14 protein-coding genes and 1 riboswitch are annotated in these 14159 nt (G+C 73.0%); of the genes, 10 read left to right on the top strand and 4 right to left on the bottom strand.

What is annotated here, in order from left to right; all coding sequences use genetic code 11:
• Nucleotides 1-7 precede the first annotated feature (7 nt).
• A complete protein-coding gene (locus OG937_34620; protein WUD76461.1) occupies nt 8-1714 on the top strand; it encodes an FAD-dependent oxidoreductase in 1707 nt (568 codons plus the stop codon).
• A gap of 11 nt (nt 1715-1725) precedes the next feature.
• Here OG937_34620 and OG937_34625 read toward each other — a convergent pair whose 3' ends face one another.
• Together OG937_34625 and OG937_34630 are read right to left on the bottom strand one after the other, a co-directional pair.
• A complete protein-coding gene (locus OG937_34625) occupies nt 1726-2415 on the bottom strand; it encodes a DUF5995 family protein (protein ID WUD76462.1) in 690 nt (229 codons plus the stop codon).
• A 70-nt stretch (nt 2416-2485) separates the two neighbouring features.
• Nucleotides 2486-3349: an NAD(P)-dependent oxidoreductase gene (locus OG937_34630; protein WUD76463.1), complete on the bottom strand. Its 864-nt coding sequence runs from the start codon at nt 3347-3349 to the stop codon at nt 2486-2488.
• 133 nt (nt 3350-3482) lie between these two features.
• On the opposite strand from OG937_34630, the gene OG937_34635 reads away from it, so the two are divergent.
• Nucleotides 3483-4343 carry a helix-turn-helix transcriptional regulator gene (locus OG937_34635; protein ID WUD78983.1) on the top strand — a complete coding sequence of 287 codons (861 nt, stop codon included), beginning with the start codon at nt 3483-3485 and terminating at the stop codon, nt 4341-4343.
• A gap of 648 nt (nt 4344-4991) precedes the next feature.
• Here the strand turns inward: OG937_34635 and OG937_34640 are convergent.
• Both OG937_34640 and OG937_34645 read right to left on the bottom strand, forming a co-directional pair.
• Complete coding sequence (locus OG937_34640) at nt 4992-5531, bottom strand: GNAT family N-acetyltransferase (GenBank protein ID WUD78984.1); 540 nt, start codon at nt 5529-5531, stop codon at nt 4992-4994.
• Nucleotides 5532-5547: 16 nt separating this feature from the next.
• Nucleotides 5548-6774, bottom strand: coding sequence for an MFS transporter (locus OG937_34645; protein WUD76464.1), 1227 nt, complete (start codon nt 6772-6774; stop codon nt 5548-5550).
• Nucleotides 6775-6921: 147 nt separating this feature from the next.
• Between OG937_34645 and OG937_34650 the strand changes: the two genes are divergently transcribed.
• From OG937_34650 to hisG, 8 genes are all read left to right on the top strand, one after another.
• Nucleotides 6922-8127, top strand: coding sequence for an ROK family transcriptional regulator (locus OG937_34650; GenBank protein ID WUD76465.1), 1206 nt, complete (start codon nt 6922-6924; stop codon nt 8125-8127).
• Between the two features lie 269 nt (nt 8128-8396).
• A riboswitch (FMN riboswitch) is annotated at nt 8397-8527 on the top strand.
• Between the two features lie 170 nt (nt 8528-8697).
• A complete protein-coding gene (ribD, locus tag OG937_34655) occupies nt 8698-9789 on the top strand; it encodes a bifunctional diaminohydroxyphosphoribosylaminopyrimidine deaminase/5-amino-6-(5-phosphoribosylamino)uracil reductase RibD (protein ID WUD76466.1) in 1092 nt (363 codons plus the stop codon).
• Nucleotide 9790: 1 nt separating this feature from the next.
• The gene (locus tag OG937_34660) at nt 9791-10411 is read left to right on the top strand and encodes a riboflavin synthase (GenBank protein WUD76467.1); all 621 of its coding nucleotides are present in this window, start codon (nt 9791-9793) and stop codon (nt 10409-10411) included.
• A complete protein-coding gene (locus OG937_34665; protein ID WUD76468.1) occupies nt 10408-11061 on the top strand; it encodes a nicotinamide mononucleotide transporter family protein in 654 nt (217 codons plus the stop codon). Before OG937_34660 ends, OG937_34665 begins: the two co-directional genes overlap by 4 nt.
• A complete protein-coding gene (locus tag OG937_34670) occupies nt 11058-12347 on the top strand; it encodes a bifunctional 3,4-dihydroxy-2-butanone-4-phosphate synthase/GTP cyclohydrolase II (GenBank protein ID WUD76469.1) in 1290 nt (429 codons plus the stop codon). Before OG937_34665 ends, OG937_34670 begins: the two co-directional genes overlap by 4 nt.
• An 83-nt stretch (nt 12348-12430) precedes the next feature.
• A complete protein-coding gene (ribH, locus tag OG937_34675) occupies nt 12431-12916 on the top strand; it encodes a 6,7-dimethyl-8-ribityllumazine synthase (protein ID WUD76470.1) in 486 nt (161 codons plus the stop codon).
• Between the two features lie 34 nt (nt 12917-12950).
• A complete protein-coding gene (locus tag OG937_34680) occupies nt 12951-13223 on the top strand; it encodes a phosphoribosyl-ATP diphosphatase (protein ID WUD76471.1) in 273 nt (90 codons plus the stop codon).
• A gap of 73 nt (nt 13224-13296) precedes the next feature.
• On the top strand, nt 13297-14157 hold the full coding sequence (hisG, locus tag OG937_34685) for an ATP phosphoribosyltransferase (protein WUD76472.1): 861 nt from the start codon (nt 13297-13299) through the stop codon (nt 14155-14157).
• The last annotated feature ends 2 nt before the right edge of the window (nt 14158-14159 follow it).

A 14159-nucleotide genomic window follows, 5' to 3' on the forward strand; every position in this document is an offset into this window, starting at 1 on the left:
CCACGCCATGACGTCCACGGTGCCCACCGCGGTCCACGACGAGCAGCACCCCGAGGTGCGGTCGGCCCCGCCGATCACCATGTTCGGCCCGGACTTCCCTTTCGCCTACGACGACTTCCTGGCGAGCGCCGCGGGCCTCGGCTCCATACCGGCGACCGGGCACGGCGCGGAGGTCGCGGTCATCGGCGGCGGCCTGTCAGGCATCGTCGCCGCGTACGAGCTGATGAAGATGGGCCTGAGGCCCGTCGTCTACGAGGCCGACCGGATCGGCGGCCGGCTGCGCACCGTCGGCTTCGAGGGCTGCGACGAGAACCTGACCGCGGAGATGGGCGCGATGCGCTTCCCGCCGTCCTCCACCGCCCTGCAGCACTACATCGACCTGGTGGGCCTGGAGACCACGCCGTTCCCCAACCCGCTGGCCCCCGAGACCCCGTCGACCGTCGTCGACCTCAAGGGCGAGTCCCACTACGCGCAGACCATCGACGACCTGCCCCAGGTCTACCGCGACGTCGCGCACGCCTGGAACGCCTGCCTGGAGGAGGGCGCGGACTTCTCCGACATGAACCGCGCCATGCGTGAGCGCGACGTCCCGCGCATCCGCGAGATCTGGGCGAAGCTGGTCGAGAAGCTCGACAACCAGACCTTCTACGGGTTCCTCTGCGACTCCGAGGCGTTCAAGTCCTTCCGCCACCGCGAGATCTTCGGCCAGGTCGGCTTCGGCACCGGCGGCTGGGACACCGACTTCCCCAACTCCATCCTGGAGATCCTGCGCGTCGTCTACACCGAGGCCGACGACCACCACCGCGGCATCGTCGGCGGCAGTCAGCAGCTGCCGCTGCGGCTGTGGGAGCGCGAACCGCAGAAGATCGTCCACTGGCCGCTGGGTACCTCGCTGAAGTCCCTGCACGGCGGCCACCCCCGCCCGGCCGTGACCCGCCTGCACCGCACCGCCGGCAACCGGATCACCGTCACCGACGCCGACGGGGACATCCGCACCTACCGTGCGGCGATCTTCACCGCGCAGAGCTGGATGCTGCTCAGCAAGATCGACTGCGACGACTCGCTCTTCCCGATCGACCACTGGACGGCGATCGAGCGCACCCACTACATGGAGTCCAGCAAGCTCTTCGTCCCGGTCGACCGGCCGTTCTGGCTGGACAAGGACGAGCAGACGGGCCGCGACGTGATGAGCATGACGCTCACCGACCGCATGACCCGCGGCACCTACCTGCTGGACAACGGCCCCGACGAGCCGGCCGTGATCTGCCTGTCGTACACGTGGTGCGACGACAGCCTCAAGTGGCTGCCGCTGAGCGCGTCCGAGCGCATGGAGGTCATGCTCAAGTCGCTCGGCGAGATCTACCCGAAGGTCGACATCCGGGGGCACATCATCGGCAACCCGGTGACCGTGTCCTGGGAGAACGAGCCCTACTTCATGGGCGCGTTCAAGGCGAACCTGCCCGGTCACTACCGCTACCAGCGGCGCCTGTTCACCCACTTCATGCAGGACACCCTCCCCGAGGACAAGCGCGGCATCTACCTCGCAGGCGACGACATCTCCTGGACCGCGGGCTGGGCCGAGGGCGCCGTGCAGACCGCGCTCAACGCCGTGTGGGGCGTGATGCACCAGTTCGGCGGCACCACGGACCCGACCAACCCGGGCCCGGGCGACCTCTACGACGAGATCGCGCCGGTCATGCTCGACGAGGACTGACACGCCACCCCTCAGCGGCCCAGCGGGGTCAGCAGGAAGCGCCCCACCAGCCCGACCCCGGAGTCGAGCTTCTCGGCGAACTCCTCGTACACCTCGGGCAGTCCGCGCAGGGACCACAGCACGCGGGACGCGGCCCACGCCGCGTCCCGCGCGCGTTCCAGGCTCCAGGAACCGGCGAGATGGGTCAGCGGGTCGGCGAGGTCCAGCAGATCGGGGCCGGGCATCAGCTCCTCCCTGACGCGTTCCTCCACGGACGTCAGCAGATCGCCCACGCGGTCGAAGTCCCGTTCCAGGGAAGGCGGCTCGCACCCCAGGGCGGAGCAGGTGTCCACCACCGCGAGCGCCAGGTCGTGACCCACGTGCGCGTTGATCCCGGCCAGCGCGAACTGCAGCGGGCGGACGCCTCGGTGCCCGCGCAACTGCAGCAGCGGCCGCCAGCAGGCCGGGACGGCACGGCGGTCGGTCGCGCCGTCGACCGCCCGCAGGTAACGGGCGGCGAAACGGGCGGCCAGCACGGCGGCGGCGACGGGATCACCGAAGCCGCCCGCCGCCAGCCGGCCGTCCATTTCCTCCGTGACCGACAGGTAGACACGGTTGAACACCGCCACCCCGTCCCCCGGCGGGAGCGTCGTGCCGAGCGCGCGCATGCGCGCCACCACCTGGCCCACCCCCACCGGGGCCGGCCGCCGTGCCGTCGTCATGGGCACAGCGTCCCAGCAGGCCGGGCGGCGTGCGCGGTACGGCGGCCGTGGCGTCCCCGGATCGGGTGAGTCAGAGCGCGCCCGCGTCGCGGGCCGTCCACACCGACGGATACTGCGGGCGGAAGCCCAGCTCCTCCCTGATGCGCAGGTTCGACACCACGCCGTCCCACGGATCGTCCGACGCACGCTCCGCCATGCCGCCAGGGACCTCGGCGCCGTTCACCCAGTGCAGTTCCACCGCCGACACCGGCGCGTCGTCGGCGATGTTGTACGCCCGGCCTCCGATGCCGGGGGCCCGCAGCAGCCGCAGCAGGCCCTGGGCCACGTCCGCGTGGTGCACCATGTGCAGCCGCTGGTGCGCCGCCCAGCCGCCCGCCCAGCGCAGGGACTGCGCCAGGTGCGGATCGCCGTCGCCGTACACGAAGGCCAGCCGGCCGATGCGGACGTCCAGGCCCAGCTCGCGGTGGAGCTCCAGCAGCCCCCGCTCGGCCTCCGCCTTCGACGCGGGGTACGCGCCCCACATCGGGCCGCCCGGCACGCTCGGGTCGTCCTCCACCAGGGGGCGGCCCCGGCCCTCGCCGTACACCAGGTTCGTGCTCGCCTGCACGAAACGCGTCGCCTCGGCCTCGGCGGCCGCCCGCGCCAGGGCCAGCGTGGCATCGCGGTTCACCGCCCAGGTGCCTTCCTCGGAGCCGTCCCGGAACACCGCCGCCAGGTGCACGACCGTGTCCACGCCCGCCAGGGCCTTGCGCAGGTCCTCCGGGTCCCGCAGGTCCCCGGTCGCGATCCGCGCCCCCAGCCGGGCGAGCCCCTCGCCCCGTTCCGCGTCCCGCACGAGCACCCGCACCTCCTCGCCCGGGCGGCACCACTGCAGCAGCCTCGGCACGAAGCGGCTGCCGACCCGACCGGTCGCCCCCGTCACCAGCGTCAGCATCCTCGGTCCCCTCTCGTCGCCGTCATGCGACCAGGCTGCGGCGGCCTGCGGCGCCGCGGGAGAGACCTCCGCATCCGGGGACCGACACTCCCTGGATAAGGTCCCGGCCCGGCGGGATGCTTGAAACGTGGACATCGACCGCGCGCAGCTCGCCGACTTCCTGCGCCGCAGCCGCGCCCGCCTCGCCCCCTCCGACGTGGGCCTGGCGGTCGGCCTCCGGCGGCGCACCCCCGGGCTGCGCCGCGAGGAGGTCGCCCAGCTCGCCGGGATGTCCGCGGACTACTACACCCGGCTCGAGCAGTCACGGGGCCCCCGGCCGTCCCGGCAGATCCTGGGCGCGCTCGCCCGTGCGCTGCGCCTGTCCGAGGACGAACGGGACCACCTCTTCCACCTGGCCGGCGAGGAACCGCCCCGTGACACCCGCGACGTCGGCGACGTCGGCGCCACGGGGCACGTACGGCCCGGGCTGCTGCTGGTGCTGGACCGGCTCGACGACACCCCGGCGCAGGTCGTCAGCGACGCGGGGGACGTCCTCGCCCAGAACGCGATGGCCGCGGCGCTCGTCGGCGACGCGGCCTCCCGGCCGCCGGGGGAGCGCAACATCGTCCGCCGCTTCTTCCTCGACCCGGCGGCGCGCGAACTCTTCCCTCCGGGGGACCGGGAGGAGCACGCCCGGCGTCACGTCGCCCACCTGCGCGCGGTGCTGGCCGCCCGGCCCGACGACGCGCGCGCGGGCGCGCTGGTCGCGGAACTGCGGGGGCGCAGCGCCGAGTTCTCGAGGCTGTGGGACGAGCACGAGGTCGCCGTGCGGCGCGCGGATGTGAAGCGGTTCCAGCATCCGGTGGTGGGGCTGATGGAGCTGGAGTGCGAGGTGCTGCTCAGTGCGGAGCATGATCAGCGGTTGATCGTGTACACGGCGCGGCCGGGGAGCGAGTCCTACGAGCGGTTGCGGTTGCTTCGCGTTGTGGGCCTGCAGGACCTTGCGGTGCGGTGAGTTGGTGTGTGCGGGTGCGTTGTGGTTGCTGTTGGGGGTTTCCCCGCCGCCCTCCCGATTGCCCGGCGCGGTCAGTGCGGGTCTGCGCATCGTGTGCCTGGGTCGGGGCCGCGCCAGCGCACGTCCTCAGCGCTCGCGGTTTGGCCCTACGTCATTCGGCACCGCGTTCGCCGCTCGTCTCCCCCAGCCTTCGGCCGGGGGGACCCCCATGGGCGCACCCCGCCACACCCCCTCCGGTTGTCGGGGCGCATGACGGCCGGTGGGGGGTTAGTAGGGCACTTGCGGCGACCCCGGACCGCCTTCTGACCCCGTCCGGCCGTTAGTCGCCAACACGACTGGAGGGGGTGTGGCGGGGTGCCCCCGCAGGCGACGAGCGGTGGGCGCGGTGCCGGATGATGTGGGGCAGCGCCGCGAGCGCCGAGGTGGGGGTCCCCCGGCCGAAGGCTGGGGGCGTGCGCCGGCGCGGCACCGACCCACAACGAACGCAGCGAGGCGGTCACTGACCGCGCCGGGCAATCGGGAGGGAGGGCGGGGGATGCCCGCCGCAGGCGCAAACAACCGGCACACAAACACCCGGGCAGCCCGGTGCAGCCACCCGCAGGCGCAAACAACCGGCACACAAACACCCGGGCAGCCCGGTGCAGCCGCCTAGTCGGCCCACGCCGTGCGCGTGATCGCGTACTCGACCTCGCCGTGCTCGGCGCCCGGCAACGCCTCGTCCCACTCCTCGTGGAAGACCCGGACGAACGACAGCCCCGCCTTCTCCATCACGCGCCGCGACCGCCCGTTGACGAACATCGTCTCCGCGTGGACGCGCCCCGCGCCCAGGTCGGTGAAGGCCTTGCGGACCAGCGCGCGGGACCCCTCCGTGGCGTAGCCGCGACCCCAGGCGGCGCGGCGCAGGCGGTACCCGAGTTCGAGGTCGTCGGCGGGGCCGCCGGGGCGGGGGGTGAGGGCGAACCAGCCGACGAAGTGCCCGGTGGAGAGCTCCTCCGCGGCCCAGACCTGGGAGCGCGCGAAGCGGGGCAGGACCTCGTGCCGGATGACGTCCGAGGGCGTGGGGCGGCCGTTGCCCAGGTAGCGCATGACCTCGGGGTCGCTGTCGAGCGCGACGAGCAGTTCGGCGTCCGCGTCGGTGTCGGTGAAGTGCCGCAGCCGCAGCCGTTCCGTCTCCAGGAAGATCCGCATGTGCATGAGCGGCACGCTAGGCCTGCGGGGTCGTCGCCGCCACGGGTTTGCGGTCGCCCTCCACGGAGACGGTGCCCGCGCGCCGGAGCACGCCCGCGCCCACGGCGAGCCCGGCGGCGAGCAGGGTGACGAGGCCGAAGGAGACCTGCAGGGAGCTGGCCTCCGCGATGGAGCCGATGGCGGCCGGTGCGACCAGGCCGGAGGTGTAGGTGACCGTGGCGACGCCCGCGATGGCCTGGCTCGGGTTGGGCCCGCTGCGGCCGGCCGCGGCGAAGCACAGCGGCACGACGACGGCGATGCCCACCCCGATGAGGGCGAAGCCCACGATGGTGGTGACCTGCGTGGACGCCGTGGCGACGAGGACGCCGCCCACCGTGGCGAGCAGGCCGCCGAAGCGTACGGTGCGGACCGGCCCGAAACGGCGGACGACGAGGTCGCCGAGGAGGCGGGACACGGCCATGGTGCACGCGAAGGCGGTGTAGGACGCGGCGGCGACGCCGGGGGAGGCGCCGGCGATGTCACGGAGGTAGACCGCGCTCCAGTCCATGCTGGCGCCCTCGGCGAAGACGGCGCAGAAACCGATGGCGCCGATGACCAGGGCCGCGCGGGGCGGCAGGGCGAAGCGCGCGGGGGCCTCCTCCGACGCGGCGGGCCGCAGGTCGAGCACTCCGCCGCAGACCACCTGGCCCAGCACGACGAGCAGGACGGCCGCGGCGGTGAGGTGGACGCGCGCGTCGAGTTCCGCGTGGGCGGCGAGGACGCCGAAGAGGGAGCCGAGCAGGGTGCCGGCGCTCCACATGCCGTGCAGGCCGGACATGATCGAGCGGCCGAGGCGTTCCTCGACCTCGACGCCCTGGGCGTTCATGACGACGTCGGCCATGCCGGCCGAGGCCCCGTACACGAGCATCGCCCCGCACAGCCAGCCCAGTCCGGAGGAGAGGGCGGGCAGCGCCAGCGAGGCGCACCACAGACCCAGCAGGAGGCGCAGGGCGTTGCGCATGCCCATGTGGTGGGCGACGCGGGCGGCGAGCGGCATCGCGACGGAGGCGCCGAGGGCCGCGAAGACGAGCGCGAAGCCGAGCTGTCCGGCGCTGAGCCCCGCGTGCTCCTGGATCCAGGGCACCCGGGTGGCGAAGCTGCCGGTCACCGCGCCGTGCACGGCGAACACCGCGGCGACGGCGAGATGGGCGCGCCGCAGTCGCGGGTCGGTCTTCCCCGTCGGGGTCGTCGGCTTCGTCGGCATGTTCCCTCCAGTCTGGTCCCGCCGTGCTCGGGCCATAAATTATCAGGCAGGCTTCCTGAAAGATAGACTGCCTCCTGCCGCGGTCCCGCACCGGGCCCCCTCTCGCCCGCCTCGCACCCGCGCGACGGCTTCTGGAAGGATCCGTCCATGACCGCCATGCGATCCCACGCCGGGCGCACCGCCTCCCCCCGCACGGCCCGGGCGATCAACGACCGGCTGGCTCTGGAACTGCTGCAGCGCGAGGGCCCGTTGACGGCGGCCCAGCTCAAGTCCCTCACCGGGCTGTCCCGTCCGAGCGTCGCGGATCTGGTCGAGCGGCTGCAGGAGTCCGGGCTGATCACGGTGGTCGGCGAGACGGGAGCCGACCGGCGCGGCCCCAACGCGCGGGTGTACGGGATCGTCGCCGACCGGGCGCAACTGGCCGCCTTCGACGTCCGCACCCACAGCGTCGCCCTCGAGGTGGCCGACCTGCTGGGGAACACCATCGGCAGCGCCGTCCTTCCGGTGGACCCGTTCGGCGATCCTCAGCGCACGGTGCGGCGCTCGGTGGCGCTGCTGGAGCGGACCGCGCGCACCGCCGGCGCCGGCGCGCTGCACACCGTCGCGGTCGGCGCGCCCGGCCTGGTCGACCCGGCCACCGGCGAACTGCGGGCCACCGGGCAGCTGCCGGCCTGGCACTCGGCGCTCGTCGCCGAACTGCGCAGGCGGCTCTCCCTCCCGGTGCTGCTGGAGAACGAGGTCAACCTCGCGGCCGTCGCCGAGCGGCGCCTGGGCGCGGTGCGCGACCGCGAGGACTTCGTCCTGCTGTGGCTGGGTCACGGGGTGGGTGCCGCGGTGGTGCTCGGCGGGATCCTGCGGCGCGGTGCCTCGGGCGGTACGGGGGAGATCGGCTTCCTGCCCGTGCCGGGGACCTTCCAACTGCCGACGGCCAGCGGGTGCGAGGGCGGTTTCCACTCGCTGGCGGGCAGCGCGGCCGTGTGCGCTCTGGCGCGCTCGCACGGGATGCCGGTGTCCGGCGACGACGACGCCCTGGCGGCCGAGGCGGTGGTGACCGCGGCCCGGGCGGACGGCAAGCAGGGCGAGCTCTTCCTCGACGCGCTGGCGGACCGGGTGGTGATCGGGGTGGCAGCCGTCACCGCCGTGCTCGACCCCGGCTGCGTGGTGCTGGGCGGCGAGGTGGGCCGGGCCGGGGGCGAGGACCTGGCCGCCCGGGTGGAGGAACGGCTCGCGCGGATGTCCCCGCTGCCGACCCAGGTGCGGGCGGGGACCGTCGCGGGCAGCGCGGTGCTGCGCGGCGCGGTCCTCTCGGCGATGGACGCGGCGCAGGACGCGCTGTTCACACCCGAGGTGTGACGTCCGGCGCCTCGGGACAACCGCCCATCGGGCGCCGGACGTTCGCCGGCGCCGGCGCACGACCGGAGTCCCCCGGGTGAACCCGCACCGCCCACGCGGTGCGCGCCGGCCTCAACGGGCGCTCCCGTGGGCCGTGTTGGCCGGAAGTCATGGCGACGGGCCGCGGGGTCCGAGCGGTCGGACCGATCCCGTGTGAGCCAATCCACAGCGATCCCTTGCGTCCGCAAGGAACCTTCGTGGCAGACTGGTGGAGCAGTACCAGTGACGTTCAGCGCACTCCGGGGTCGGTGAAACTCCGAACCGGCGGTTACAGTCCGCGACCCGTCCGCATCCAGCGGCCGGTTGACCAGGTGAAATTCCTGGACCGACGGTTAAAGTCCGGATGGGAGGCAGTGCGCGGCGGGCGGGCATCGGTACACCGCCGTCGGCGGCAGCGTGGGTGCGTGTCCCCCGGAAACGGGTGACACGGGCGGACGCCGCCCCAGACCGACCGCGGTGTCCCCGAGGCTCACGTCCGCTCTGTGTTCCGCACAGCCCCGGAGTCCGTGCCCGATGAGGCAGGAGGACCCGGTGGCAACACCCGGTGAAGCCGACGCGATGCGCCGGGCCATAGAGCTCGCCGCCCGCGGCGTGGGCTCCACGAGCCCCAACCCCGTCGTCGGCGCCGTGATCCTCGACGCAGGCGGCGAGATCGCCGGCGAGGGCTGGCACCAGCAGGCGGGCGGCCCCCACGCCGAGGTCCACGCCCTGCGCGCGGCCGGCGACGCGGCCCGCGGCGGTACCGCCGTCGTCACCCTCGAACCCTGCAACCACACCGGTCGCACCGGCCCGTGCGCCCAGGCCCTCATCGCGGCCGGCGTCTCCCGCGTCGTGTACGCCGTCGCGGACCCCACCCCCGCGGCGACCGGAGGCGGCGCCACGCTGGCCGCCGCCGGGATCGCCGTGGAGAGCGGGCTCATGGCGGCCGAGGCCGCCCGCGGCAACGAGGTGTGGCTCACCGCCTCCCGCGAGCAGCGGCCCTTCGTGCTGTGGAAGTACGCGAGCACCCTCGACGGCCGCATCGCCGCCGCCGACGGCACCAGCCGCTGGATCAGCTCCGCGGCCTCCCGCGCCGACGTGCACCGACTGCGCGCCGAGTCCGACGCCGTCGTCGTCGGCTCCGGCACCCTGCGCGCCGACGACCCCCACCTGGCCGTGCGCGGAGTGGAGGGCACCTTCACACAGCCCCTGCGGGTGGTCGTCGACACCAACGCCAAGATCACCCCCGGCGCCCGGGTGCTGGACGGCACCGCCCCGACCCTGGTCGCCGTCGCCGAGGACACCGACACCGCCCACCTGCCGGGCGTCGACGTGGCCCGCCTGCCCCGCACCGGCAGCGGCGTCGCCGTGCCCGCGCTGCTCGCCGAGCTGTACGGCCGCGGCGTCCGTTCCGTGCTGCTGGAGGGCGGCCCGACGCTCGCCGGCGCCTTCGTCGCCGCCGGGACCGTCGACAAGGTCGTCGGCTACCTCGCGCCGGCCCTCCTGGGGGCCGGACCCGCGGCCCTGGGGGACGCGGGAATCACCACCATCGCGCACGCGTTGCGGCTCGACGTCGCCGAGATCGAACGCATCGGCCCCGACCTGCGTATTACTGCCTACCCGAGCCGCACCGAGGAGAACTGACGTGTTCACCGGAATCGTCGAAGAGCTGGGCGACGTCGTCGCCGTCGAGGACCTGGGCGACGCCTCCCGCTTCCGTCTGCGCGGGCCGGTCGTCACCGAGGGCGCCAAGCACGGCGACTCGATCGCGGTCAACGGGGTGTGCCTCACCGTCGTCGACACCGCGGACGGCGAGTTCACCGCCGACGTGATGGCCGAGACCCTCAAGCGCTCCAGCCTCGGCGCGCTGAACCCCGGCAGCCGGGTCAACCTGGAGCGCCCGATGGAGCTGGGCGGCCGCCTCGGCGGTCACCTCGTCCAGGGCCATGTGGACGGCACCGGCGCGGTCATCTCGCGGACCCCCGCCGAGCACTGGGAGATCGTGAGGATCTCGCTGCCGGCGGAGCTGTCCCGCTACGTGGTCGAGAAGGGCTCGATCACCGTCGACGGCATCAGCCTGACCGTCGTCGAGGCCGGCCCCGACTTCTTCTCCGTCAGCCTGATCCCGACCACCCTCGACCTCACCACGCTCGGCTTCAAGCAGCCCGGCGACCCGGTGAACCTCGAGGTCGACGTGATCGCCAAGTACGTCGAGCGGCTGTACGGGGAGCGGGCCGGGGCACCGAAGGGGGCTCCGGCGGAATGAGTGCCCTCGACACCCTGAACAGTGTCGCCTTCTCCGCCTTCGGTGAGCACTTCAAGTGGACCGACGTGGTCGGCAACGGCCTCGGCCTGGCCGGTCTCGCCCTGGGATGGCGCCGCTCGGTGTGGGCCTGGCCGGTCCAGCTGCTGTCCGGTGCGGTGCTCGTCGCCGCGTACTGGTCGGCGCAGCTCACCGGCGGCGTCGGCAAGCAGCTGCTCGTCATCGGCGTCGCAGTGTGGGGCTGGTTCCAGTGGCGCCGCGGCGTCCGGGACGGCGGCGAGATCCGGGTCCGCTTCGCCACCTGGCGTGAGCGGGGCGCGCTGGTCGCCGGCACGGCGGCCGGACTGTTCGCGGTCGTCGGCATCTTCACGCTCTACCCGTCGCTGTCCTGGAACCCCTGGCCGGACGCCTACATCTTCGTCGGCACCGTCGCCGCGATGGTGGCCATGGCCAGGGGCTGGGTCGAGTTCTGGTTCGCCTGGCTCGCCGTCGACGCGGTCGGCGTCCCCCTCGCCTGGAACAGCGACCTGAAGTTCTCCGCGCTCGTGTACGTCATCTACTTCGTTCTCGTGATCGCCGGCATGTACGCCTGGTGGCAGCAGACCCGGGTCCCGCGGCACGGCGGGCCCGTCCTGGAAGGAGCGGCCGCATGACCACCGCACTGCACACCCTCTACGTGGCGGAGGACGCCCCGATCGTCCTCGACCCCGTCGAGCGTGCGATCGCCGACATAGCGGCCGGCCGGCCCGTCGTCGTCGTGGACGACGAGAACCGCGAGAACGAGGGCGACCTCATCATCGCGGCGGAGAAGGCCACGCCGGAGATCGTCGCCTTCATGATGACCGAGTGCCGTGGTCTGATCTGCGTGCCCATGGAGGAGCACGACCTGGACCGGGTCGACCTGCCGCAGATGGTGGACTCCAACACCGAGTCCATGCAGACCGCGTTCACCGTCTCCGTCGACGCGAGCGCCGTCCACGGGGTCACCACCGGCATCTCCGCCGCCGACCGGGCGACCACCATCCGGCTGCTGGCCTCCGGCGACTCCGTCCCCGGTGACTTCGTCCGGCCCGGCCACGTCTTCCCGCTGCGCGCAAAGTCCGGCGGCGTCCTCACCCGCAACGGCCACACCGAGGCGGGCGTCGACCTGGCCCGGCTCGCCGGACTGCGCCCGGCCGCCGCCATTGTGGAGATCGCCAACGAGGACGGCACGATGGCCCGCCTCCCCGAGCTGGTCCACTTCGCCCGCAAGCACGGCCTGGCCATCATCTCCATCGAGGACCTGGTCACCTACCGCCGGAGCTCGGAGCCGACCGTGCGCCGCGAGGCCGAGACCCGGCTGCCCACCGCCTTCGGCGACTTCCGCGCGTACGGCTACCGCAGCACCGTCGACGGCGTCGAGCACATCGCCCTCGCGGCCGGCGAGATCGGCGACGGCGAGGACGTCCTCGTCCGCGTCCACTCCGAGTGCCTCACCGGCGACGTCTTCCACTCGCTGCGCTGCGACTGCGGACCGCAGCTCCAGGCCTCACTCGAACGGGTGGCAGCCGAGGGCCGGGGCGTCGTGGTCTACCTCCGCGGCCACGAGGGCCGGGGCATCGGCCTGATGTCCAAGCTGCGCGCGTACGAACTCCAGGAGCGCGGCCGGGACACGCTCGACGCCAACCTGGAACTCGGACTGCCCGCCGACGCCCGCGACTACGGCGCCGCCGCCCAGATGCTGTCCGACCTCGGCGTGCACTCCCTGCGCCTGATGACCAACAACCCCGACAAGACCGAGGCCCTCGAGCGGCACGGCCTGAAGGTCGCCGAGCGCGTCGCCATGCCGATCGCGGCCGGCGAGCACAACCTGCGGTACCTGCGCACCAAGCGGGACCGCATGGGCCACGACCTGCCCTGGCTGGACCCGGCCCCCACCGGTGCCTGCCGCAACCAGTAGGCCCCTCAAGCAGCACCACGACAACCTGTACGACCTGTACGACCCGAACGACCAGAGCAAGAACGAGCAAGGAGAAGACGGACGTGAGCGGTAAGGGCGCCCCCGAGCTGACCGTGAAGAACTGCGGTGACCTGCGCGTGGCCGTGATCGCGGCGCAGTGGCACGAGCAGGTGATGGACGGGCTGGTCGACGGCGCCCTGCGCGCCCTGAGCGACCTGGGCATCGACGAGCCCACCCTGCTGCGCGTTCCCGGCAGCTTCGAACTGCCGGTCGCCGCCAAGGTGCTGGCGAGCCGGGGCTACGACGCGGTCGTCGCCCTCGGCGTCGTCATCCGCGGCGGTACGCCGCACTTCGAGTACGTCTGCCAGGGCGTCGCCCAGGGCCTGACCCAGGTCTCGGTCGACACCGGCGTGCCGATCGGCTTCGGCGTGCTCACCTGCGACACCGAGGAGCAGGCCCTGGACCGGGCCGGACTGCCCGGCTCGAACGAGGACAAGGGGCACGAGGCTGTCACCGCCGCGATCGCCACCGCGACCGTCCTGCGTTCAGTATCCGAGCCGTGGCGGTGAGGTAAGGGGACTTCCGCGTAGGGTGGGGACCACCATGGCCAAGAAGACATTCGAGGAGCTCTTCGCCGAGCTCCAGCACAAGGCCGCCACCGGCGACCCCAGCAGCTCCCGCACCGCCGAACTGGTCGGCAAGGGAGTGCATGCGATCGGCAAGAAGGTGGTCGAGGAGGCCGCCGAGGTGTGGATGGCAGCCGAGTACGAAGGCGCCGACCGCACCGCGGAGGAGATCTCCCAGCTGCTGTACCACCTGCAGGTGATGATGGTCGCCCGGGGCATCGGCCTCGACGACGTCTACGCTCATCTCTGAGCGGATCACCCCGGGCCGGACCCGCCCCACGCGCCCTTTCCCACCCACATCCGAGCTGCAAAGGAACGCTGTCATGCTGCGCATCGCCGTCCCCAACAAGGGTTCACTGTCCGGACCTGCGTCGGCGATGCTGCATGAGGCCGGCTACCGCCAGCGCAAGGACTCCAAGGAACTCGTCCTCGTCGACGGCGAGAACGACGTCGAGTTCTTCTACCTGCGCCCGCGCGACATCGCCATCTACGTCGGCTCGGGCCGCCTCGACATCGGCATCACCGGCCGCGACCTGCTGCTGGACTCGGGTGCCAACGCCGAGGAGATCCTGCAGCTCGGCTTCGCCCACTCCACCTTCCGCTACGCCACCACACCCGGTGGCGTGAGCGACGTGAAGGAGTTCGGCGGGAAGACGGTCGCCACGTCCTACCCGGAGATCGTCAGGAAGCACCTCGCCGACCACTCGGTGGAGGCCTCGGTGGTCCGCCTCGACGGCGCCGTCGAGACCTCCATCCACCTCGGTGTGGCGGACGTCATCGCCGACGTCGTCGAGACGGGCACCTCCCTGCGCAACGCCGGCCTGGAGGTCATCGGGGAGCCGATCCTCGACTCCGAGGCGGTCGTCATCCGCCGGGCCGGCGCCGGCGGCGAGGACGCGTCGGCCGAGCCGAAGGTGCAGCAGTTCCTGCGCCGCCTCCAAGGCGTCCTGGTGGCCCGCCGCTACGTGATGATGGACTACGACATCCGCGTCGAGCACGTCGAGCGGGCCATCGCCCTCACGCCCGGCCTGGAGTCGCCGACCGTCTCCCCGCTGCACCACGAGGGCTGGGTCGCCGTGCGCGCCATGGTCCCCAGCCGCGAGGCCCAGCGGATCATGGACGAGCTGTACGACCTCGGCGCGCGGGCCATCCTCACCACCGGGATCCACGCGTGCCGTCTGTGACC

Source organism: Streptomyces sp. NBC_00510 (assembly GCA_036013505.1).
Lineage (GTDB): Bacteria > Actinomycetota > Actinomycetes > Streptomycetales > Streptomycetaceae > Actinacidiphila.